At 74.2% G+C, this 22,064-nt stretch carries 22 protein-coding genes; 4 read left to right on the top strand and 18 right to left on the bottom strand.

Annotation, left to right across the window (positions count from 1 at the left end):
* Positions 1-96: 96 nt before the first annotated feature.
* Positions 97-1,404, top strand: a complete 1,308-nt coding sequence (locus ACI79Q_RS14045) for a D-alanyl-D-alanine carboxypeptidase family protein (protein ID WP_456613325.1) — start codon at positions 97-99, stop codon at positions 1,402-1,404.
* Here ACI79Q_RS14045 and ACI79Q_RS14050 read toward each other — a convergent pair.
* The 4 genes from ACI79Q_RS14050 to hisC form a co-directional block, all read right to left on the bottom strand.
* Entirely contained in the window at positions 1,307-2,287 is a 981-nt protein-coding gene (locus ACI79Q_RS14050) for a YihY/virulence factor BrkB family protein (protein ID WP_456600306.1), read from the bottom strand. The genes ACI79Q_RS14045 and ACI79Q_RS14050 overlap by 98 nt on opposite strands.
* A gap of 37 nt (positions 2,288-2,324) precedes the next feature.
* A complete protein-coding gene (locus ACI79Q_RS14055) occupies positions 2,325-2,891 on the bottom strand; it encodes a 2'-5' RNA ligase family protein (protein ID WP_456600307.1) in 567 nt (188 codons plus the stop codon).
* Positions 2,888-3,913, bottom strand: a complete 1,026-nt coding sequence (trpS, locus tag ACI79Q_RS14060; protein WP_456600308.1) for a tryptophan--tRNA ligase — start codon at positions 3,911-3,913, stop codon at positions 2,888-2,890. Before trpS ends, ACI79Q_RS14055 begins: the two co-directional genes overlap by 4 nt.
* 83 nt (positions 3,914-3,996) lie before the next feature.
* Positions 3,997-5,106, bottom strand: a complete 1,110-nt coding sequence (gene hisC / locus ACI79Q_RS14065; RefSeq protein WP_456613324.1) for a histidinol-phosphate transaminase — start codon at positions 5,104-5,106, stop codon at positions 3,997-3,999.
* Positions 5,107-5,149: 43 nt separating this feature from the next.
* Here hisC and galE point away from each other — a divergent pair, with 43 nt between their 5' ends.
* Positions 5,150-6,103, top strand: a complete 954-nt coding sequence (galE, locus tag ACI79Q_RS14070) for a UDP-glucose 4-epimerase GalE (protein WP_456590676.1) — start codon at positions 5,150-5,152, stop codon at positions 6,101-6,103.
* Positions 6,104-6,124: 21 nt separating this feature from the next.
* Here the strand turns inward: galE and ACI79Q_RS14075 are convergent, their stop codons facing one another.
* Positions 6,125-7,459, bottom strand: a complete 1,335-nt coding sequence (locus ACI79Q_RS14075; protein ID WP_456614879.1) for a hemolysin family protein — start codon at positions 7,457-7,459, stop codon at positions 6,125-6,127.
* A 687-nt stretch (positions 7,460-8,146) separates the two neighbouring features.
* On the opposite strand from ACI79Q_RS14075, the gene ACI79Q_RS14080 reads away from it, so the two are divergent.
* On the top strand, positions 8,147-8,449 hold the full coding sequence (locus ACI79Q_RS14080; RefSeq protein WP_456614880.1) for a CAP domain-containing protein: 303 nt from the start codon (positions 8,147-8,149) through the stop codon (positions 8,447-8,449).
* 206 nt (positions 8,450-8,655) lie between these two features.
* Here ACI79Q_RS14080 and ACI79Q_RS14085 read toward each other — a convergent pair whose 3' ends face one another.
* From ACI79Q_RS14085 to ACI79Q_RS14100, 4 genes are all read right to left on the bottom strand, one after another.
* Positions 8,656-9,870: an NADP-dependent isocitrate dehydrogenase gene (locus ACI79Q_RS14085; protein WP_456590679.1), complete on the bottom strand. Its 1,215-nt coding sequence runs from the start codon at positions 9,868-9,870 to the stop codon at positions 8,656-8,658.
* A gap of 85 nt (positions 9,871-9,955) precedes the next feature.
* Entirely contained in the window at positions 9,956-10,909 is a 954-nt protein-coding gene (gene mdh / locus ACI79Q_RS14090) for a malate dehydrogenase (RefSeq protein WP_456614881.1), read from the bottom strand.
* 48 nt (positions 10,910-10,957) lie between these two features.
* Positions 10,958-11,257: a DUF3017 domain-containing protein gene (locus tag ACI79Q_RS14095; protein WP_456590681.1), complete on the bottom strand. Its 300-nt coding sequence runs from the start codon at positions 11,255-11,257 to the stop codon at positions 10,958-10,960.
* Between the two features lie 3 nt (positions 11,258-11,260).
* Positions 11,261-12,130 (bottom strand): bifunctional methylenetetrahydrofolate dehydrogenase/methenyltetrahydrofolate cyclohydrolase, encoded by an 870-nt coding sequence (locus tag ACI79Q_RS14100; RefSeq protein WP_456600312.1) that lies wholly within the window; start codon positions 12,128-12,130, stop codon positions 11,261-11,263.
* A gap of 98 nt (positions 12,131-12,228) precedes the next feature.
* Here ACI79Q_RS14100 and ACI79Q_RS14105 point away from each other — a divergent pair, with 98 nt between their 5' ends.
* The gene (locus ACI79Q_RS14105) at positions 12,229-12,756 is read left to right on the top strand and encodes a hypothetical protein (protein WP_456590683.1); all 528 of its coding nucleotides are present in this window, start codon (positions 12,229-12,231) and stop codon (positions 12,754-12,756) included.
* 3 nt (positions 12,757-12,759) lie between these two features.
* Here the strand turns inward: ACI79Q_RS14105 and ACI79Q_RS14110 are convergent, their stop codons facing one another.
* The 9 genes from ACI79Q_RS14110 to ACI79Q_RS14150 form a co-directional block, all read right to left on the bottom strand.
* The gene (locus ACI79Q_RS14110) at positions 12,760-13,395 is read right to left on the bottom strand and encodes a pentapeptide repeat-containing protein (protein WP_456590684.1); all 636 of its coding nucleotides are present in this window, start codon (positions 13,393-13,395) and stop codon (positions 12,760-12,762) included.
* A complete protein-coding gene (gene purH, locus ACI79Q_RS14115) occupies positions 13,395-14,945 on the bottom strand; it encodes a bifunctional phosphoribosylaminoimidazolecarboxamide formyltransferase/IMP cyclohydrolase (protein WP_456597842.1) in 1,551 nt (516 codons plus the stop codon). The genes ACI79Q_RS14110 and purH overlap by 1 nt, the downstream gene beginning before the upstream one ends.
* Positions 14,942-15,565: a phosphoribosylglycinamide formyltransferase gene (purN, locus tag ACI79Q_RS14120; protein WP_456597843.1), complete on the bottom strand. Its 624-nt coding sequence runs from the start codon at positions 15,563-15,565 to the stop codon at positions 14,942-14,944. The genes purH and purN overlap by 4 nt, the downstream gene beginning before the upstream one ends.
* Before the next feature lie 73 nt (positions 15,566-15,638).
* Entirely contained in the window at positions 15,639-16,835 is a 1,197-nt protein-coding gene (locus ACI79Q_RS14125) for a cell division protein PerM (RefSeq protein WP_456614882.1), read from the bottom strand.
* 86 nt (positions 16,836-16,921) lie between these two features.
* Positions 16,922-18,094 (bottom strand): hypothetical protein, encoded by a 1,173-nt coding sequence (locus ACI79Q_RS14130; protein WP_456614883.1) that lies wholly within the window; start codon positions 18,092-18,094, stop codon positions 16,922-16,924.
* 151 nt (positions 18,095-18,245) lie between these two features.
* Positions 18,246-19,124: a succinate--CoA ligase subunit alpha gene (gene sucD / locus ACI79Q_RS14135; protein ID WP_456590382.1), complete on the bottom strand. Its 879-nt coding sequence runs from the start codon at positions 19,122-19,124 to the stop codon at positions 18,246-18,248.
* A gap of 26 nt (positions 19,125-19,150) precedes the next feature.
* The gene (sucC, locus tag ACI79Q_RS14140) at positions 19,151-20,314 is read right to left on the bottom strand and encodes an ADP-forming succinate--CoA ligase subunit beta (RefSeq protein WP_456614884.1); all 1,164 of its coding nucleotides are present in this window, start codon (positions 20,312-20,314) and stop codon (positions 19,151-19,153) included.
* Between the two features lie 123 nt (positions 20,315-20,437).
* On the bottom strand, positions 20,438-20,848 hold the full coding sequence (locus ACI79Q_RS14145) for a cobalamin B12-binding domain-containing protein (RefSeq protein WP_456590384.1): 411 nt from the start codon (positions 20,846-20,848) through the stop codon (positions 20,438-20,440).
* Between the two features lie 45 nt (positions 20,849-20,893).
* Positions 20,894-21,778, bottom strand: coding sequence for a hypothetical protein (locus ACI79Q_RS14150; RefSeq protein WP_456590385.1), 885 nt, complete (start codon positions 21,776-21,778; stop codon positions 20,894-20,896).
* Positions 21,779-22,064: the final 286 nt, after the last annotated feature.

A 22,064-nucleotide genomic window follows, 5' to 3' on the forward strand; every position in this document is an offset into this window, starting at 1 on the left:
GGCGGACTGAAACCCGATCGTTGCGAACCCTCATCCGATCGGGCCGCCTTCTCCCCGGAAGCCGTGTCCCACCTCACCTCCGCATAGCCTCCGGGCATGGGACGACGACGTGCGGCCTGTCTGGCGGGCGCCGTGACACTCGCTCTCGTGGCGGGCCCGGCCGGCCCGGCCGGAGCGACCCCGCCGCCGCCGACCACGACGGCGACCCCGCCTCGCCCCACGGTCGACCTCACCGCGCCGACGCCGACCGCGCCCCGCACGGGCCTGCCCCCGCGGGGCACCGCCCCGGACGGCAGCACGGTGGGCGGCGAGCGGCTGCGCACCCGCGGCCTCGTCGTCGCCGACGGCGCTCCCCCGCTCCCCGACGGCGTGGTCGCGTCCGGCTGGCTGGTCGCCGACGCGGGCACGGGGGCGGTGCTGGCCGCCCGCGACCCGCACGGGCGGTACTACCCGGCGAGCACCCTCAAGACCCTGACCCTCCTGACGCTGGCGCACCGGCTCGACCCGGCCGAGGTGGTGGTGGGCACGGTCGAGGACGAGCAGATCGAGGGCAGCCGCGTCGGGCTCGTGGCCGGCGGGCGCTACCCCGTCCCGCTGCTCTTCACGGCGCTGATGCTGCAGTCGGGGAACGACGTCGCATCGGCGCTGGCGCGGGCGGCCGGCGGCGAGGCGGCCACGGTTGCCGCGATGAACCGGACGGCCGTGGAGCTGGGTGCCTACGACACGGTCGCCGGCACCCCGTCCGGGCTGGACGTCGCCGGCCAGTCCTCCTCCCCCTACGACCTGGCGCTGATCTTCCGCGCGCTCGTAGAGGACCCGGTCACCGCGGCGGTGCTACGCACGCCGACGGCGGACATGCCGGCGGTCGGGGACCGGTTCCCGGGCTTCCAGATCCAGAACCAGAACCCGCTGCTGACCGGCTACCCCGGCAACCTCGGCGGGAAGACGGGGTTCACCGACGCCGCCCGGCACACGTTCGTCACCGCAGCCGAGCGCGACGGCCGCCGGCTCGTGGTGAGCGTCCTGGACACGGAGAACCGACCGCTGCGGGCGGCCGACCAGGCGGCGCTGCTGCTCGACTGGGGGTTCGCCGTCCCCACCACCGTCCCGGGGGTGGGGACGCTGGTCCGCCCCGCCGACCTGGCCCCCGCCACGCCGGCGGCGCCCGCCACCCCGCCCGCACCCTCCGCCCCGACCTCCCCGGCGCCGCGTCGCCCGATGCTCGCCGCGCCCGCGCCGCACGCGGCCGCGTCGCCCTGGGCCGTGGCCGCCCTCGCCGGGCTGGGGCTCGGCGCGCTCGGCGCGGTCAGCGCGACGGCGCGGCGGCGGCGACGGGCGCCCGCTCCTCCGGCTGCCGGCCGGCGCCCTCCACCGCGGGGAGGGTGGCGGTCCAGGCGGCGGTGAAGAACGCGAACCGGAACACGATGTTGATCCAGACCAGGATGCCGACGGCGCCGCCGAAGGCCGACGCGGTCACGCTCCCGGAGATGAGCGACAGGTAGAGGTTCCCGATCAGCTTCATGGCCTCGAAGCCCACGGCGCCGAACAGCGCCCCGGGCAGCAGCCGCCGCACGGGGTGCGGCGTGGCCGGGACCACCTTCAGCAGCCAGAGGAAGACGACGGTGTCGCCGAGGAAGGCCAGCGCCAGCCCCACCACGGTCGTGAACACCGCGAGCCCCGTCGCGTCCGTCAGCCCGAGCACGTCGAGGAACCACGACGTCGCCCCCGTGGCGACCCCGGTCAGCACGAGGCTCGCCAGCCCGACCGCGCCCAGCAGCACCAGCGCCAAGAGGTCCTGGACGTTGTCGCGGAGGAACTCCGGCTCATCGGCGCGCCCCTTCCAGATGCGCTCCATGCCGATGCGCAGCTTGTCCATCGCCCGCAGCCCGGCGTAGACGAACCCCACGAGGCCGATCACGCCGACCACCTCGGCCGAGCCGACCGCCCCGCGCAGGTCCGCGACGATGTCCCGCCCGGTGCTGCCGGGGAACGCCTCCCGGATCGCCTCGTAGAGCTCCCGCTGCAGCAGCTCGTTCCCGGCCAGCACCAGCCCGATCACCGAGGCCACCAGCAGCAGCACGGGGAACAACCCGAGGAACACGAAGTAGGTGACGCCCGCGGCCATGAGGTCCCCCTGCGTCCGCCGGTACCGCCCACCGGCACGGGCCAGGTGGTCGAACCAGGGGGACCGCCGCCGAGCGGCGTCGACCGTCCCCTCGACGCGGTCCCACGTCCGCGCCGGCAACCCCTTCCGGGCGGGGGCGTCGCGGGGAGGGGCGGAGCTCACCGCCCGAGTCTGGCGGCTGGCCGCCGGGTGCGCGCCCTCAGCGCTCCCGGCCGGTCAGGGGGTACTCGCGGGCGATCTCCCAGGCGCCGGCCGCCGTCTGCTCGAACTCGGTGAAGTGGTCCACCCGGAACTCGGCGGAGAGGTCCTGCAGCCCGCAGTAGGCCAGCTCGAGCATGTCGGCCGGCACGTCGTGGGCGACGGTGACGTGCGGGTGGTACGGGAAGGAGAGCGAACGGGCCAGCGGACCGCGGCGGACGTCGTTGGCCAGCAGCTCGCAGTTGCCGATCCCCCGAGCCACGGCCACGAACACGACGTCGGAGACCGGCGTGAACGTGCCGGTACCGGCCAGGTGCATGTCGAACGGCGGGTGCGCCGCGGCGACGTCGGCGAGGTGCTCGGTGATGGTGGCGCGGTCGGCGACCGGCACCTCCGTCGGCGGGAGCAGGGTCACGTGCGGCGGGACCAGCGTCGCCTGCGGGTCGCCGACCTTGGCGCGCCAGTCGACGAGCAGGGACGCCCAGGGCTCGGGGATCGGCACGATCACCCCGAGCACCGCCGTCTCCGGCGGCGTCCCCAGCCGGCCGACGAAGGTGTCGTCGTTCATGCCACCGGCCCCGCGGGTGGCAGGAAGCCGACCCGCTCGTAGACCGTGGCCAGCGTGCGGCCGGCCACTTCCCGGGCGCGTGCCGCTCCCGCGGCGAGCAGGCGCTCGAGCTCGGCGGGGTCGGCCATCAGCTCCGCCGTGCGCCGCTGCACCGGGGCAAGGGCGTCGGTGACGACCTCGGCGAGCTCCTTCTTCAGGTCGCCGTACCCGCGGCCGGCGAAGTGCTCCTCCAGCTCCGCGGTGCTCCGTCCGGAGAAGGCGGAGTGGATGGTGAGGAGGTTCGTCACGCCCGGCTTGTTCTCGGGGTCGGCGACGATCTCCCGCCCGGTGTCGGTGACCGCGGAACGGATCTTCTTCGCCGTCACCTTCGGGTCGTCCAGCAGGTTGATGCAGCCGGCCGGGGGAAGGCTCTTGCTCATCTTCTTCTCGGGCGTCTGCAGGTCCAGCACCTTGGCCGCGCCCGCCGGGATGTAGGCCTCGGGCATCGTGAACGTCTCGCCGTACCGCCCGTTGAACCGGCCGGCCAGGTCGCGGGTGAGCTCCAGGTGCTGCCGCTGGTCCTCTCCCACCGGCACCCGGTGCGCCTGGTACAGCAAGATGTCCGCGGCCTGCAGCACCGGGTAGGTGAACAGCCCCACCGACGTCGGACCGACCCCCTCGCGGGAACTCTTGTCCTTGAACTGGGTCATCCGGCCGGCCTCCCCGAAGCCGGTGAGGCACTGCAGCACCCAGGCCAGCTGGGCGTGCTCGGGCACCTGGCTCTGCACGAACAGGGTGCTGCGGGCGGGGTCCACGCCCAGGGCGAGCAGCTGTGCCGCCGACACCAGCGTGCGCCGGCGGAGCACGGCCGGGTCCGGCGGCTCGAGGGTGATCGCGTGCAGGTCGACGACGCAGTAGAAGGCGTCGTGGTCCTCCTGCATGCTCACCCACTGCCGGAGGGCGCCGACGTAGTTGCCGAGGTGGAAGGAGTCCGCCGTCGGCTGGATGCCGGAGAGCACTCGGGGAAGAGCCACGTCGGCCATCAAACCAGCCGGGGCCGGCGCCCGTTCCGGGCTCCCCCGCACCGCCGGGACACCGGCCGCCGCAGGGGCGGGGTCGGTGCTGGTCAGCGTGCCGTGACCGGGAGCGCGTCGTCGAGCGCGGCGAGGAAGGCGTCGTCCTCCTCCGGCGTGCCCACGGTGACCCGGATGCCCTCCCCCGCGAACGGCCGGGTGATCACCGCCCGGGCCTCCAGGGCAGCCGCGAGCTCGGCCGTGCGCTCCCCCGTCGGCAGCCACACGAAGTTGGCCTGGCTGTCGGCGACCTCCAGCCCCCGGTCGCGCAGCGCGGCGGTGAGCCGCTCGCGCTCGGTGACGACCGCGGCGCACCGCACCCGCACCTCGTCCTCGCTGGCCAGCGCCGCGACCGCCGCCGCCTGGGCCACCATGCCGACGCTGAACGGCAGGTGGGTCTTGCGCACCGCCTCGGCGACCGCCGGGTCCTCGGCGAGCAGGTAGCCGACGCGCAGCCCGGCCAGCCCCCAGGCCTTGGAGAAGGTGCGGAGGACCGCCACGTTGGGTCTCCCGCGCATCAGCTCCACGCCGTCGGGGACCCGGGGGTCGGTGACGAACTCGCGATAGGCCTCGTCGAGGACGACCAGCGTCTCCGCGGGCACCGCGTCGAGGAAGCGCTCCAGCTCGGCTCGGCGCACCGCCGTCCCGGTGGGGTTGTTGGGGTTGCAGACGAACACCAGCCGCGTGGCGTCGTCCAATGCGGCGGCCAGCGCCTCGAGGTCGTGGGTGTCGGGAGACCCGCCGGGCCGGCCGGGGACCAGCGGCACCTGGATCGCGCGGGCGCCGGCGACCCGGGCGAGCAGCGGGTACATCTCGAACGACCGCCAGGCGAAGGCGATGCTCGTCCCGGGGTCGTTGTACGCCTGGGCGAGCTCCTGGCAGATCGCCACGGCCCCGCAGCCGCTGGCGACCTGCGCGGGGTCGACCCCGTAGCGCTCGGCCAGCGCGCCGGTGAGGACGACGGCGCCGTTGTCCGGGTACCGGTTGGTCTCGGCGACCGCGGCGGTGACCGCCTCGACGACGGCGGGCAGCGGCGGGAACGCGACCTCGTTGCTCGCGAGCTTCACAGCGCGCTCGACGCCGATCTCGCGGGCCAGGTCCGCCGGGTTCCGGCCGGGCCGGTACGCGGGCAGCGACTGCACCGCCGGTCGGGCACTGACCACCAGATCCTCCGCTTCCCACGGGCCGTCCTTCTAAGGTGTGCCCATGCGCGTACTCGTCGCCGGCGGCGCCGGCTACATCGGCAGCGTAGTGACCGCCGCCCTGCTCGACCGCGGTCACGACGTCACCGTCCTCGACGACCTCTCGACGGGGCACGCCGACGCCGTGCCCGAGGGCGCGACGCTGGCCGAGGTGTCGCTGCACGATTCCGCGCCGGTGCTCGCCGAGGTCCGGCCCGAGGCGGTGCTGCACTTCGCGGCCAAGTCGCTGGTCGGGGTCTCCCAGCAGCAGCCGGAGGACTACTGGCACACCAACGTCGGCGGCTCGTTCGCGCTGCTGGAGGCAATGCGCGCGGTCGACTGCCGGCGGATCGTCTTCTCCTCCACCGCCGCGACCTACGGGGAGCCGGACCAGGTGCCCATCCGCGAGGACGCACCCACCCGGCCGACCAACACCTACGGCGCCTCGAAGCTCGCCGTCGACCACATGCTCACCTCGTACGCCGTCGCCCACGGGTTCGCCGCGGTGAGCCTGCGGTACTTCAACGTCGCCGGCGCCGCCTACGGGCTCGGCGAACGGCACGCCACCGAGACCCACCTCATCCCCATCGCCCTCCAGGTGGCGGCGGGGCAGCGTGAGTCGCTGACCGTCTACGGCCAGGACTACCCGACCCCCGACGGCACCTGCATCCGCGACTACGTGCACGTCGAGGACCTGTCGGACGCCCACCTGCTCGCGCTGCCCGCACCGGCGGCCGGCGAGCACCGCATCTACAACCTGGGCAACGGCACCGGCTTCTCCGTGCAGGAGGTCGTCGAGGCCGCCCGCACGGTCACCGGCCACCCCATCCCGGTCACCATCGGCGAACGGCGGGCCGGCGACCCGGCGCAGCTGGTGGCCTCCAGCGACCGCATCCGCGCCGACCTCGGCTGGGCGCCGAAGCACACCGACCTGGTCGGCATCGTGCGCGACGCCTGGGCGGTCGCCCGGTCCCGCTGACGCCCGACGCAGCGGGCGCTCCTAGGCGGTCGGGGTCTCGCTGCGCTCGTCGTCCTCCGGGACGTCGGGGGCCGGGGGCGGGCCGACGCGCAGGCGGGCGATCCGCCGGCCGTCGAGCTCCAGCACCTCGATGCTGCGCCCCTCGGCCTCGGCGGTGTCCCCGACCCGGGGCAGCCGGCCGAGCTCGGCCAGGACGTAGCCGGCGGCCGTCTCGTACGGCCCCTCGGGCAGCCGCAGCCCGGTGGCCTCGGCGAAGTCGTCGAGGTTGAGGAGGCCGTCGACCTCCCGCGGCGCGTCGGGCGACTGCCGGGCCTCGGGCTCGACCTCCTCGTCGTACTCGTCGTAGATCTCCCCGATGACCTCCTCGATGAGGTCCTCGAGCGTGACGATGCCGTCGGTGCCGCCGTACTCGTCGACGACGATCGCCAGGTGCTGGTTGTCCCGGCGCATCTCGCTGAGCACCGTCAGGACCGCGGCGGTGCCGGGCAGCCTGGTGACCTCGCGGGCCAGGTCCCCCACGGTCGCCGCCCGCCCCGCCGGGTGGTTGGGCAGGAACAGGTCGCGCACGTGCACGAAGCCGACGACGTCGTCCTCGTCCTGGCCGACGACGGGGAACCGCGACCAGTTCGACTCCGCCACCAGCTTGGCCGCGCGACTGGCGGTCATCGACGCCTCGAGGAACTGCACCTCGGTGCGCGGCGTCATCACCTCGCGCACCTCGCGCTCGCCGGCGCGGAACACCTCGTCGATGAGCCGGCGCTCGTCGCTGCTGAGCGACTCGTGCGCGGCCACCAGGTCGCGCAGCTCCTCCTGGCTGATCGACTCACCGCTGGCCTTGGGGTCACCGCCGACCAGCCGGACGAGCCCGTTGGTCGACTTCGACAGCAGCCAGATGACCGGCCGGGACAGCTTGGCGATGGCGTTCAGCGGTGCGGCGACCATGAGGGAGAAGCCCTCGGCCCGCTGGAGGGCCAGCCGCTTGGGGGTCAGCTCACCCACGACGAGGGACACGTAGCTGATCGCGACGGTGACCAGGACCAGCGCCAGGGTGCCGGAGAGCCTCTGGCTCACGCCCTGGTCCTGCAGCCAGTCGGCCAGGGGCGCCGAAAGGGTGCTCGCACCGAACGCGGCGGAGAAGAACCCGGCGAGGGTGACCCCCACCTGCACGGCGGCGAGGAACTGGTTCGGGTCCCCGAGGAGCTTCTGCACCGCCTTGCCGCGGCGGCCACCCTGCTCGGCCATGGCCCGGACCTGCGACTCCCGCAGCGAGACCAGCGCGATCTCCGCGCCGGCGAACGCGCCGCCGATCAGGATGAAGACGACGACCATGACGATGTTGAGCCATACGTCGCTCACCGGCGGCGTGCTCCTCAGGGGTTCGGGATGGGGCGGACCGTTCCATGGTGCCGGGTCCATGCTGCCCGGCGACCGCGCCCGCACGCCCGGGAACCCCGGTCGGGTGCGTGAGTGTGCGCACTCCCAGGCGCTTTCGCCGCAGGGTGCGTACGGATAGTCTTCGATCGATAACGGATCGTGATCTTCTGAGGAGCCGCATGCGCCACCGGCCGTCCGGCCCCCTGCTGCCCACCCGACGGTCCCCGAGGGTGGGTCTCGCCGTCGCGATGGCGTTCGGCGCCACCGCCGTCGTGCTCACCGCCCCCGTGGTCTCCGGGCCGGAGGAGGCGCCCCGCCCGTTCGACCCGTCGTCCTCGGCCGGATCCGCTCCCCACTCCTCCACGTCGGTGGTGCCCGGCACCGCCCCGGCAGCGCCCGGGCCGTCCGGCGACACCGCCGCGGCGCCGGAAACCGGTTCCGGGCAGCCTGCGGCGGCCGTCCCCGAGCCGGCGCCCGCGCCCGGTCACGGGGCTGCGCCGCCGTCCGCGCCCGCCGGCCCTTCCGCGTCGACCAGCCGGGCCCCTGCCCCCACGGCCGCCGCGGCGGCACCGCCCCCCGGCGCCGCGAGCGCGCCGGCGGCCCCGGGCGCCGAGGGCGAGGTCGTGGCCCTGGTGAACGCCCAGCGCTCTCAGGCCGGCTGCGGTCCGGGTGGCGGCCGACGCCGGGCTCGCCGCGGTCGCCCGGGCGCACAGCGCCGGCATGCGCGACCGCGGGTTCTTCGACCACGTCGACCCCGACGGGCTCGACCCGTTCGACCGGGCCGACCGGGCAGGCGTCTCCGCCCGGGCGGAGAACATCGCGCGCGGCCAGGCCGACCCGGCCGCCGTCATGGCCTCGTGGCTGAACAGCCCCGGCCACCGGGCCAACATCCTGAACTGCGGGCTGACCCGGTTGGGCGTCGGTGTGGCGACCGGCTCCGGCGGGCCCTGGTGGACCCAGCTGTTCGGCTGACTCGCCCGGTCTCGCCTACCCGCCTTGGCTGCGCACCCCGGCGAGCGCCGTCCACAGGCGGCGCGAGATGCGGCACATCGGGCTCCCCGAGCCCTTCGGGAGCCCGGTTCGACGCATCTCGCCGCCGACCCGACCCCGGACGCGCAGCGGCCCCGTCCAGAGGCTCACCCCGAGCGTGCGAGGGGTGAGGAGGACGGGGTCCTCCTTCAGGCCATGGCCTTCTGCAGGTTGGTGTCGATGGCCGCCAGGAACTCCTGGGTGGTCAGCCACGGCTGGTCCTTGCTGATCAGCAGCGCCAGGTCCTTGGTCATCTGACCGCTCTCGACGGTGTCGATGCAGACCTTCTCCAGGGTCTCCGCGAAGCGGGTCACCTCGGGCGTGCCGTCCAGCTTGCCGCGGTGGGCCAGGCCCCGGGTCCAGGCGAAGATCGACGCGATCGGGTTGGTCGAGGTCTCCTTGCCCTGCTGGTGCTGGCGGAAGTGCCGGGTCACCGTGCCGTGAGCGGCCTCGGCCTCCACCGTGCGGCCGTCGGGGCTCATGAGCACCGAGGTCATGAGGCCGAGCGAGCCGAAGCCCTGGGCCACGGTGTCGGACTGCACGTCGCCGTCGTAGTTCTTGCAGGCCCAGACGTAGCCGCCCTCCCACTTGAGGGACGCGGCGACCATGTCGTCGATCAGCCGGTGCTCGTACGTGATGCCGGCGGCGTCGAACTTCTCCTTGAACTCGGCCTGGAAGACCTCCTCGAACAGGTCCTTGAAGCGGCCGTCGTAGGCCTTGAGGATCGTGTTCTTGGTCGACAGGTAGACCGGGTAGCCGCGCTGCAGGCCGTAGTTCATCGAGGCCCGCGCGAAGTCGCGGATCGAGTCGTCCAGGTTGTACATCGCCATGGCGACGCCGCCGCCGGGCGACTGGAAGACCTCGTGCTCGATCGGCGCGGACCCGTCGGCCGGCTGGAAGCTGATCGTCAGCGTGCCCTCGCCGGGGAACTTGAAGTCGGTGGCGCGGTACTGGTCACCGAAGGCGTGGCGGCCGACGACGATCGGCTTGGTCCAGCCCGGCACCAGCCGCGGCACGTTCTCCATGATGATCGGCTCGCGGAAGATGACGCCGCCGAGGATGTTGCGAATCGTCCCGTTGGGCGAGCGGTACATCCGCTTGAGCCCGAACTCCTCGACGCGCGCCTCGTCCGGCGTGATCGTCGCGCACTTGACGCCGACGCCGTGCTTCTTGATGGCGTTCGCGGAGTCGACGGTGATCTGGTCGTCGGTCGCGTCCCGCGCCTCGATCCCCAGGTCGTAGTACTCCAGGTTGACGTCGAGATACGGGAGGATCAGCTGGTCCTTGATGAACTGCCAGATGATCCGGGTCATCTCGTCGCCGTCGAGCTCGACGACGGTGCCCTCGACCTTGATCTTGCTCACGCGTTCTCCTTGTGCGGTCACGGCCCCGTCCCGAGGCTCGCCCCGAGCGTGCGAGGGGTGAGGAGGACGGGGTCCTTCTAGTTCTTCAGAGGTCGGCTACGTCGGCCTGCTTCGCGCGCACTGCTTCGGCGGCCTCACGCAGGCCCGCCACTTCGCTCTCCGCCAGGTCGCTCTCGACGACCCGCCGGACGCCTTCCCGGCCGATCTCGGCCTCCACCCCGAGGTACACCCCGGAGATGCCGTACTCGCCGTCGACCCATGCGCACACCGGCATGACGGCGCCGGAGTCCTCCATGACCGCCCGGGCCATGCGGGCGGCAGCGGCGGAGGGAGCGTAGTAGGCCGACCCCGTCTTGAGCAGGGCCACCACCTCCGCGCCACCGTTGCGGGTGCGCTGGACGAGGTGCTCGATGCGGTCCGGCGCCATCGCCTCGGCCAGCGGCTTGCCGTCGACGGTGCACCGGGACGGCACCGGGACCATGGTGTCGCCGTGCGAGCCCAGGGTCAGGGTCCGCACCGAGGAGACCGGGACACCGAGCTCCTCGGCGACGTTGTTGGTGAAGCGGGCCGTGTCGAGCATGCCGGCCTGCCCCATGACCCGCCGCTTCGGGAAGCCGGTCGCCAGCTGCGCCAGCGCAGTCATCTCGTCCAGCGGGTTCGAGACGACGATGACGACGGCGTCGGGCGAGGTCCGCGCGATGTTCTCCGAGACCTGGCGGACGATGCCCGCGTTGGTCTCGATCAGGTCCATCCGGCTCATGCCGGGCTTGCGCGGCAGACCGGCGGTGACGACGACGACGTCGGAGCCCTCGGTGCCCTCGTAGGAGCCTCCGCCGACGCCCACCACCTGGGTCTCGAACCCCTCGATCGGGCGCGACTGGTTCATGTCCAGCGCGAGCCCCTCGGGCTTGCCTTCCACGATGTCGGTGAGGACGACGGTCTCGAAGACGTCGTACTCGGCCAGTCGCAGTGCGGTGGTGGAGCCGTAGAAACCGGCACCGACCACGGTGACCTTGCCGTTCCTGGGCTGCTTCGCCATGGTCGCCAACCTAGCCCTGCCCGGCGCCCCGCGCCGCCCCGGGGGCGCTCACGTGCCGGGGATGGCCAGGGCGACGGCGGCGAGCGCGATCCCCGTCCCGGCCAGGAGGACGACGTCGACCGCCCGGCTGCGGACCGCGAGGAAGCCCACCCGCCGGACCGGCAGGAGCAGCCGCAGCAGCGCCGCGCCCACCAGGGAGGTCCCGACCACCACCAGCCCCCAGCGCCAGTGCTCGACGGTGACCAGCAGCAGCCCGATCCCCACCCCGACCAGCACCGCGAGCAGCGGCAGCTGCCGCAGCAGCCCGGCGAGGAAGGGCCGGCGGACGTAGAGCGGCGGGCGGCTCACGGATCAGGCCGACAGCGCCTCGGCTGCCGCGGCCTGCTCGGCGGCGAGCACCACGTTCTGCAGCAGCATCGCCCGGGTCATCGGCCCCACTCCCCCCGGGTTGGGCGCGACGTGCCCGGCGACCTCGACGACGTCCCGGGCCACGTCGCCGGCGATCTTGCCGTCCACGCGGCTGACGCCCACGTCCAGGACGGCGGCCCCCGGCTTGACCATGTCGCCGGTGATCAGGCCCGGCACCCCGGCGGCGGCGACCACGACGTCGGCGGAGCGCACGTGCGCGGCGAGGTCCCGGGTGCCGGTGTGGCAGAGGGTCACCGTCGCGTTCTCCGTCCGCCGGGTGAGCAGGAGCCCGAGCGGCCGCCCCACGGTGATGCCGCGGCCGATGACGACGACCTCCGCTCCGGCGATCGGCACGTCGTAGCGCCGCAACAGCTCGACGATGCCCACTGGCGTGCAGGGCAGCGGCCCGGCGACGTTCAGGACCAGCCGGCCCAGGTTCACCGGGTGGAGGCCGTCGGCGTCCTTGGCCGGGTCCATCGCCTCGAGGATGGCGCTCTCCTCGATGCCCGTGGGCAGCGGCAGCTGGACGATGTACCCGGTGCAGGCGGGGTCGGCGTTGAGCTCCTCCACCACGGCCAGCACGTCGGCCTCGGTGGCGGTCGCCGGCAGCTCGCGCTGGATGCTGGCGATGCCGACCTGGGCGCAGTCGGAGTGCTTGGCGTTCACGTACCAGCGGCTGCCGGGGTCGTCCCCCACCAGCAGCGTGCCGAGGCCGGGCCGATGACCGGCCGCGGTGAGAGCGGCCACCCGCTCGGTGAGCTCGGCGCGGATCGCCGCCGCGGTGGCCTTGCCGTCCAGGATCGTCGCGGGCACGCCGACAGTCTGCCGGAGAGGGTGCCGCCCACGTGGGTGCGGGCCTAGGGTCGGCAGCGGCGGGGCGTCGGTGCCCCGGCGACCTGCGGAGGAGCCCGATGACCGAGCGCTACCAGACCCCCACCGGCGCGTCCGCGTCGTCGGGGGCCGGACCGGCCACCACGCCGGCGTACTCGGACCGCCCCGTGGCGTTCCGCGGGCCGGAGAGCCTGGGCGGGCTGCTGCTGATCCTCGCCGGGATCGCCGCCGCCATCAGCCTGCCGCTGGACTGGCTGCGCGACCGCGACGCCAGCGGCTGGGCGCTGGTGCGCGATGCGTTCGACGACCTCGGGGGGATCTTCGACGACGGCAGCTGGCAGCCCCTGGCCATCGTGCTCGGCGGCGGCCTGCTGCTCCTCCTGGGCATCGCCCTGTGGCTGCCGGCCCGCAGCCACCGGTTCGTCGGCGCGGTGGCGCTGCTGGTCAGCGGCGTCGTCACGGCCGCCGTGCTGGTCCCGCTGGCCGACGCCGGCTGGGACGTCGGCTCCTTCGGCCCGGGCTTCTGGTGCGGGATCGCCGTCGCCGTCCTGGGCCTGCTCGGCTCGCTCAAGGCGGTGCTGACCGGGCCCCGGTACCCGTCGAGGTAGCGCTCAGGTCTCGACGCGGGCGCCGTGGGCGCGGGCGAACTGCACCGCCTGGACGGCGTCGAGCCGCACGTCGGTCAGCTCGAAGGAACGCCAGTTCACCTCGTCGGTGGAGGCGCCCCGCAGGTCGGCGCCGCGCAGCTTCGCGTTCTGCAGCCGCGCCCGGTCCAGGTCGGCGCGGCTGAGATCGGTGCCGCGCAGGTCGGCGTCGGTGAGGTCGGCCTCCCGGAAGCGCTGGCCGGACAGCTCGAGCGCCGACAGGTCGACCCCGCGCAGCGAGGTCCACGACCAGTCGCAGTCGGTCGCCACCAGCGGCCGCAGCTGGGCTCCGAGGAACTGGGAACCGGTGAGCTTGCAGCCGTCGAACGTCGCGTCGAACAGCCGTGCCCGGTCGAACCGGCAGGAGAGGAAGGCCGTCCCCAGGTGCCGCGAGCCGCCCATGCGGACCCCGGTCAGGACGCACTCCTCGAAGACGCACCGGCGCGTGACCAGCTCCTCGAGGCCCGCGTCGTCGAACCGGCACCGGGTGAACGTGACGCCGTCGAGCTCGACCCCCCACCAGTCGACGCGCGCGAAGTCCTCCTCCTCGACGTGCGCACCTGCCTCCGGCGGCCGGACGTGCGGGCGGGCGGAGTGACGCATCAGTGCGCGAAGTGCCGGGTGCCGGTCAGGTAGAGGGGCACGCCCGCGGCCGCGGCGGCCGCGACGACCTCCTCGTCGCGCACCGACCCACCGGGCTGGACGACGGCCCGCACGCCGGCGTCCAGCAGCACCTGCAACCCATCGGCGAACGGGAAGAACGCGTCGGAGGCGGCGACCGCGCCGGTGGCCCGCTCCCCCGCCCGGGCGACCGCGAGGCGCGCCGAGTCGACCCGGTTGACCTGGCCCATGCCCACGCCGACGGTGGCCCGGTCGTGGGCCAGCAGGATGGCGTTGCTCTTCACCGCGCGCACCGCCCGCCAGGCGAACACGAGGTCGTCGAGGCCCGCGGCGTCCAGCGGCTCGCCGGTCGCCAGCGTCCAGGTGGTCGGGTCGTCGCCGGTGGCGTCGACGCGGTCGCGCGTCTGCAGCAGCAGCCCGCCGCTGATCGGGCGCGACTCCACGCCGGTCTCGGGCAGGTGCGGCAGCCGCAGCAGCCGGATGTTCTTCTTCCCCGTCAGCACCGCGACGGCGTCGTCGGTGAAGGAGGGCGCGACGACCACCTCGGTGAACACCTCGGCCACCTGCTCGGCCATCGTGAGGTCGACCTCGCGGTTGGCCGCGATGACCCCGCCGAAGGCCGACACCGGGTCGCAGGCGTGCGCCTTGCGGTGCGCGGCGGCGATGTCGGCGCCGACGGCGATGCCGCAGGGGTTGGCGTGCTTGATGATCGCCACGCACGGCTCGTCGTGGTCGTGGGCGGCCCGCCAGGCGGCGTCGGTGTCGACGTAGTTGTTGTACGACATCTGCTTGCCGTGCAGCTGCTCGGCGTGCGCCAGCCCCGGCCGGTCGGAGCGGTAGAGCGCGGCGGCCTGGTGCGGGTTCTCGCCGTAGCGGAGCACGTCGGCGCGCTCCCAGTTCCCGCCGACCCACGCCGGGAAGCCCGTCTCGTCGTCCGGGGCGAGCACGCTGCCCATCCACGAGGCGACGGCGACGTCGTAGGAGGCGGTGTGCCGGAACGCGGCGGCGGCGAGCCGCTGCCGCTCGGCCAGGGTGAAGCCGCCGGCGGACACCGCGGCGAGCACGTCGGCGTAGCGGGCCGGGTCGACGACGACGGCCACCGACGGGTGGTTCTTGGCCGCGGCGCGCACCATCGCCGGGCCGCCGATGTCGATCTGCTCGACGCACTCGTCCGGGGCGGCGCCCGAGGCGACGGTCTCGGTGAACGGGTAGAGGTTCACGACGACGAGGTCGAACGCCGCGACGCCGAGCTCCTCCAGCTGCGCGACGTGCTCGGGCCTGCGCCGGTCGGCGAGGATCCCGGCGTGCACGGCGGGGTGCAACGTCTTGACCCGGCCGTCCAGGCACTCGGGGAAGCCGGTGACCTGCTCGACGGGGGTGACCGGCACGCCGGCGTCGGCGATCCGCCGCGCGGTCGCGCCGGTGCTCACCAGCTCCACGCCGGCGGCGGCCAGCCCACGGGCCAGCTCCTCGACACCGGTCTTGTCGTAGACGCCCAGCAGGGCACGGCGGATCGGGGTGCGGTCGCTCATCTGGGGCTCTTCCTCGTCTGGCTCGGGCTGGTCTGTGGCGTGACGAACTCCGCCACCGTCTCCACCAGGAGCTCGCGCTCCACGTGCTTGATGCGTTCGTGCAGCGTCGCCTCGTCGTCCCCGGGCAGCACCGGCACCGCGCGCTGGGCCAGCACCGGCCCGGTGTCGACGCCGGCGTCGACCAGGTGCACGGTCGACCCCGTCGTGGCCACCCCTGCCGCCAGGGCGTCGCGCACCGCGTGGGCGCCGGGGAAGGCCGGCAGCAGCGCCGGATGGGTGTTGATCAGCCGGCCCTCGAACCCGGCGAGCACGGCTGGGCCGACGATCTTCATGAACCCGGCCGACACGACCAGGTCGGGCGCGAACCCGGCGATCCGGTCGGCCAGCGCGCGGTCCCAGGCGGCGCGGTCGGGATGGTCGCCGAGCGCGCAGACGAACGTGGGCAGCCCGCGCCGGCGGGCGTGCTCCAGACCGGGGGCGTCGCGGTCGGCGCCGACCGCGATCACGGCGGCCGGGTAGGCCGGGTCGTCGGTGGCGTCCAGCAGGGCGGCGCACAGCGACCCGGTGCCGGACAGCAGGACGACGACCCGTGCCCGGGCAGGAGGCTCGTCGGCGGGCACGGCGTCGACCCTATAAGGACCCCGTCGTCCTCACGCCTCGCAGCCTCGGCGCGAGCCTCTCGACGGGGCCGCTTCAGCCCAGCGCCCGCCAGCGGGTCACCGCGCCGGCGAGCGCCGCGGCGATCCCGGCCTGCGCGGCCATCGCGATGCCGGTGGCCACGGGCGGGGCGCCGACCACCGCGAGTGCGCCGTTCCCGAGGGCGCCGCCCGCGGCCCAGGCGAGCACCCCGGTGAGCAGCCCGAGCAGGGAGCCGGCCAGCAGCCCGGCGAGTCCGGCGACCACCGAGCCGCCGTCCCGGTCGGTGAACCAGCGGCCCAGGGTGCTGCCGGCCACCAGGCCCGCGACGGCGGGGATCGCCTGGGACACGAAGGCGACCAGCGGGACCGCCTGCGTGTCGGGCAGCGCCGCGAGCAACGGGAGGGCGGGCACGCTGCCCAGCGTGACGCCGTGCACCGACACGAGCGTGCCGGTGCCCACGGAGAAGCCGGGGCCGGCCGCCAGCCCGAGGACGGCGATCCCCGCGTTCGGCAGGTAGAGCGCGCTCAGCCCCAGCAGCCCGACGGCGCCCGCACCCGCCCCGCCGAGCGCGCGCGACAGAGCCGCGTAGCCGCCCGCGTCGCTGGCCAGCGCCACGGCGACGACCACGAGGGACAGGGCGAGCGCGGTGAGCAGCCCGGCGAGCACTCCGCGGAGGACCGGGCGGACGACACCCGGCAACCGGTCCAGCCCGGCGTCGAGCAGCCCGGACTCCCGCCCCGCGCCCCACCCGACGGCGACCAGGGTCAGGCCGGCGGGGACCGCCAGCGTGCGCGGCCAGCCGATGCCCGCCGTCGCGTCGTCCACGACCATCGCCAGCAGCCAGGTGACCGCGAGGTGCACGAGCACGACCAGGGACGCCGCGCCGGCCACCGTCGGCGCCGACGCGTCGTCGTCCAGGACCCGGACGGCCACCCGCCCGGCCCACCAGAGGCCCCGGGCCGCCAGCAGGGTCAGCAGCAAGGGCGCCAGCGCCAGCGCGCCGGAGGCCGGCCGGAGCTCGGCGCCGTGCGCGAGCAGCCACAGCCGGGTGGCGAGGGACGCCGATCCGCCCGCCGACATGCCACCGGCCGGGTCCAGCGCCTGCACGACCACCAGCGCCAGCCAGAGGCCGGCCACCCCCGCGACCGTGACGGCGGCCGCGGCGAGGGCCGCCAGGAAGGCCAGCGGCGCGGGTCGCGTGGTCGACCCGTCGTCCCGCCGGAAGGGCAGGCGTGCGAGCAGGGCGACCACCCCTCCACTCTCGCAAGCCAGCGCGGCGGATGTCCGCCGCACGCGCCGGAGCCGGCCGTCCCGGAAGGGGCGCGCCGGAACGCCGATCAGGTGTCCGTGCCGGGGCGCTCGCTCTGCGTAGTGCTCGGGGGCTCGCCGGAGGCGGTCGACCCCCCGGGCCCGCCGGCGGGTCCCGGGGCCGGACCCTGCTCCGCGCCGGGATGCGGCGGCCACGGGGGCGGGGCCTGCTGCCCCGGGTAGGGATACGGCCCCGGCCCGTACGGCGCGTAGGGGTACGGCTGCCCGACCCCCGGGCCGGCCCACTGCCCGCCGGGGTGCGAGGTGGCCGGCCGCGCCGGTCGTTCGCGCAGCTCCCTCCGCAGCGCCACCACCGCGAGCGCGGTGACGGCGGCCGCGGTCAGGAAGCCCAGCAGCGCCCAGAACGAGAAGGCGTACCGCAGGGTGTCCAACCACGAGAACAGGGTGAGGACCAGGCCGAGGCCGGCCAGGCCGGCGGTCACCGCGGAGCGCGGGAAGCTCAGCGTCGTCCGGACGAAGGCCGGCAGGACCGCCCACGTCGTCGCCAGCAGCAGGAGCACGAAGGCGGCGCGGACCATGCCGTCCTCCAGCCCGCTGAACGTCACGCCGAAGGTCGCGTCGCCGAACCGCCACCAGGGCAGGAAGGCGACGAGCAGGTACAGCAGCGTCCCGCCCGCGACGGCGTAGTCGGTCCAGGCCAGCCGCTTGGGGTCGAAGGAGAACTCGGCGCCGCCCGGTCGCCGGCCGCCCGGGTACCCGGGACCGGCGAACGGGGGTCCGTAGCCGGGAGCCCCGTGGACCGGCTGGCCGTAGGGCTGCTGGGGCGCACCGTACGGCGGCTGGCCGTACGGGGGCTGGCCGTACGGGGGCTGCCCGTACGTGGGCTGCCCGTACTGCTGGCCGTAGGCCGGCTGCCCGTAGGGGGGTTGCCCGTACTGCTGCTGGCCGTACGGGGGCTGCCCGTAGGGGGGCTGCCCGTACTGCTGGCCGTAGGCGGGCTGCCCGTACGGGGGCTGCCCGTACTGCTGCTGGCCGTATTGCTGCTGCCCGTACGGGAACTGGCCGTAGGCGGGCTGTTCGTGGGCCTGTCCACCCTGCGGCTGCTGGTACGGCCCCGGGTCCCCTCCCTGCGCCCCGGCCTCCGCGGTCCGCGGAGCCTCCTCACCCAGCCCCTCGGGTGACTGGCCACCCGCAGGAGGTCGGCCGCCTTCGGGCGGCTGCGGGGGCTGGCTCGCGGTCACTGGATCTCCTCCGGACGGATCAGGTGCTCGTCGATCGTGGCGGTCGGGACGCGGCCCGCGCAACGACATGCTGCCACCCACCCGGCGCCCTCCGGACGCACCACTGCCCGGTGACCAGAGCGGTCACCGGGCAGCGTGGCGGCGTGGGAGGTCAGGAGCCGACGATCTCCCGCATGAGCTGCGCCGTCTCCGACGGCGTCTTGCCCACGCGCACACCGGCGGCCTCGAGGGCCTCCTTCTTGGCCTGGGCGGTACCGGCCGAGCCGGACACGATGGCGCCGGCGTGGCCCATGGTCTTCCCCTCGGGCGCGGTGAAGCCGGCGACGTACCCGACGACCGGCTTGGTGACGTTGGCCTTGACGAAGTCAGCGGCCCGCTCCTCGGCGTCGCCGCCGATCTCGCCGATCATCACGATCGCCTCGGTCTCCGGGTCGTCCTGGAAGGCCTGGAGGGCGTCGATGTGCGTGGTTCCGATGACCGGGTCGCCACCGATGCCGATCGCGGTGGAGAAACCGATGTCACGCAGCTCGTACATCATCTGGTAGGTGAGCGTGCCCGACTTCGACACCAGGCCGATCTTGCCCTGCTTGGTGATGTTGGCCGGGATGATGCCGGCGTTGCTGCGCCCGGGGCTGATCAGCCCGGGGCAGTTCGGGCCGATGATGCGCGTCGAGCCGCCCTGGGCGTGCGCCCAGAAGTAGGTCGAGTCGTGCACCGGGATTCCCTCGGTGATGACCACGGCGAGCCCGATCTGGGCGTCCACGGCCTCGATGACGGCGCCCTTGGCGAACGGCGGCGGCACGAAGATGACGCTGACATCGGCGCCGGTCTCCTTCATGGCGTCGGCGACCGAGCCGAACACCGGCACGCTGCTGCCGTCGAAGTCGACGTTGGTACCGGCCTTGCGGGGGTTCACGCCCCCGACGATCGCGGTGCCGGAGGCGAGCATGCGCGAGGTGTGCTTCATGCCCTCGGAGCCGGTCATGCCCTGGACGATGACCTTGCTGTTCTCGTTGAGGAAGATCGACATCTCTACAGGTCCTGTTCGCTAGGGCTTCAGGCGGCGGCGAGCTCGGCGGCCCGGCGCGCGGCGCCGTCCATCGTGTCGACCACGGTCACGAGCGGGTGGTTGGCCTCGGCGAGGATCCGCCGACCCTCTTCCACGTTGTTGCCGTCGAGGCGGACCACCAGCGGCTTGGTGGCCTGGTCGCCCAGCTGCTGCAGGGCGGCGACGATGCCGTTGGCGACGGCGTCGCAGGCGGTGATCCCGCCGAAGACGTTGACGAAGACGCTCTTCACGGCGGGGTCGGAGAGGATGATCCCCAGGCCGTTGGCCATGACCTCGGCCGAGGCGCCACCGCCGATGTCCAGGAAGTTGGCCGGCTTGACCCCGCCGAACTCCTCTCCGGCGTAGGCGACGACGTCCAGGGTGCTCATGACCAGGCCGGCACCGTTGCCGATGATCCCGACCTCGCCCTCGAGCTTGACGTAGTTCAGGTCCTTCTCCTTCGCCGCGGCCTCGAGCGGGTCGGCGGCGGCGGCGTCCTCGAGCGCGGCGTGCTCGGAGTGCCGGAAGCCGGCGTTCTCGTCGAGGGTGACCTTCGCGTCCAGGGCGAGGACGGTGCCGTCGGGCGCCTTGGCGAGCGGGTTGACCTCGACCAGCGTGGCGTCCTCCTTGGCGAAGGTGTCCCACAGCTGGACGGCGATGGCGATCACCTGGTCGCGCACCTCGGCGGGGAAGCCGGCGGCGTCGACGATCTCGGCGGCCTTCTGGCTGTCGACGCCGACCGTGGCGTCGATCGGGATGCGGGCCAGCGCTTCGGGACGCTCGACGGCCAGCTGCTCGATCTCCACGCCGCCCTCCTTCGAGGCCATGGCCAGGAAGGTGCGGTTGGAGCGGTCGAGCAGGTAGGAGAAGTAGTACTCCTCGGCGATGTCGCTGGCCTGGGCCACCATCACGCGGTGCGTGATGTGGCCCTTGATGTCCAGCCCCAGGATGTCCTGGGCGCGCGCCTTGGCGTCCTCGGGGTTGTCGGCGAGCTTGACGCCACCGGCCTTGCCGCGGCCGCCGGTCTTCACCTGCGCCTTGACGACGACGGTCTGCCCGATCTCGCGGGCGATCGCCTCCGCCTGCTCGGGGGTCTCGGCGACGCCGCCGGGGAGCACGGGGACGCCGTGCGAGGCCAACAGGTCACGGGCCTGGTACTCGAAGAGATCCACGGAAAGGCACCGTAGACCGCTGGCCACCGGAACGCTGCCCCGGGCGGCCCGGACGGGGGTCGGACGTGGTCTGCATCACAACGCTGCTCGCGCGTTCGCGCTGGTCACAGCGCCGAAGGCCCCTCAGGCGCCTGCGGGCTCTCCCACGTGGTTGCGCACCCACTCCACGATCTCGGTCGTCGTGGCCCCGGGCGTGAAGATGCCGGTGACGCCGAGCCGCTGGAGCTCGGGCACGTCCTCCTCCGGGATGATGCCGCCACCGAAGACGACCACGTCGTCGACACCGCGTTCCCGGAGCAGCTCCGCGAGCCGGGCGAAGAGCGTCATGTGCGCGCCGGAGAGGACGGACAGGCCCACGGCGTCGGCGTCCTCCTGCACGACCGTCTCGACGATCTGCTCGGGCGTCTGGTGCAGGCCGGTGTAGACGACCTCCATCCCGGCGTCGCGCAGTGCCCGCGCCACGACCTTGGCCCCGCGGTCGTGCCCGTCGAGCCCTGGTTTTGCGATGACCACCCGGATGCGTTCGTCCACCACGGCAGGCAGCTTAGGAGCTCTCGCGCCGGCGCAGTGGCGCGCGGGTCACGTCCCGGTGCGCCGCACCCGCCAGGCGCCCGCCGTCAGGCCGAGCAGACCCAGCCCCGCGACGAGCAGCCCGATGCCGGGAACGGTCCAGACCAGTTCGTCGGACGAGACGGCGTCCCGCAGGCCCTCCAGCCCCGCACCGAGCACGGTGACGGCGACGGCGAGCAGCCCCCCGACCGCTCCCAGCCGGGGCCGCAGCGAGGGTGCGACGACCGCGCAGAGCAGCAGCGCACCGGCCAGCAGCAGCCCACCGAGCAGCGCGAGCCCCGGCCGCTCGAGCAGCGCCTGCGGCCCCTCCTGCGTCACGACGACCCGCATGCCGGTCACGGGGTCGATGCGCAGCTCCTGGGGCACATCGGCCGGCGGCAGCGCCAGGCAGAGGACGGCCACCACCCCCAGCAGCACCGCGGCCCCCGCCAGCACGGAGCGGATCGGCTCCAGCGGTCCGCGGTCCTCCATCACGGTCCGGCCCCAGGCCGCCACGGCGACGGCGCCGGCCAGCACGGTCAGGACGAGCGCGACGATGCCCAGCACCCAGCCGGCGCCGATCTGGACGCCGCTGGTCAGCACCCGCTCGCCCGCCAGCACCTCCACGCCGGGTCGGGCCGTCGAACTGCTCCCCCGGTAGAGCTCGATGAGCAGCTCCCCCACCGACAGCGCACCGGCCACGGCGGCGTAGGCCAGCCCGAACTTCGGGACGGCGCGGCGGAGCAGCGTGACCCCCACCGCAAGGTGGACGGCGGGCACGAGGAGGGTTGCGAGCGCACCGCCGAACCCCCGCACCTGGCGCAGCTCCTCCCCGCCGACGACGAGGTAGGTCGGCACGGCGGCGAGCACGCCGGCCAGGCCGGCGAGCACGAGCAGCAGTCCGCAGAGCCGCACCGAGGGCGGCACGGTACCGACGACCACCCGGTCCCCGTCGGCCGCCGGCGGCGTGGCCGCCGACGCCCCTGCGGGCCCTCTGCGGGCGGCGCCCCTGGTCCGGCCTGCCCGGGCGCGATCGTCGCGGGTGGACACGTCTCCCCCTCTGCTGCATGTCACGAACCGGACTCGATCGACGGCTCGTCGGTGACTTTCATGTGACGACCGACACACCCCCGCATTACCGTGCGGTGAACGGAGCACACACACCCGAGCACCGCCGGTCGGCGGGACGGGCACGAGCCGT

This window comes from Blastococcus sp. SYSU DS0828 (genome assembly GCF_054050975.1).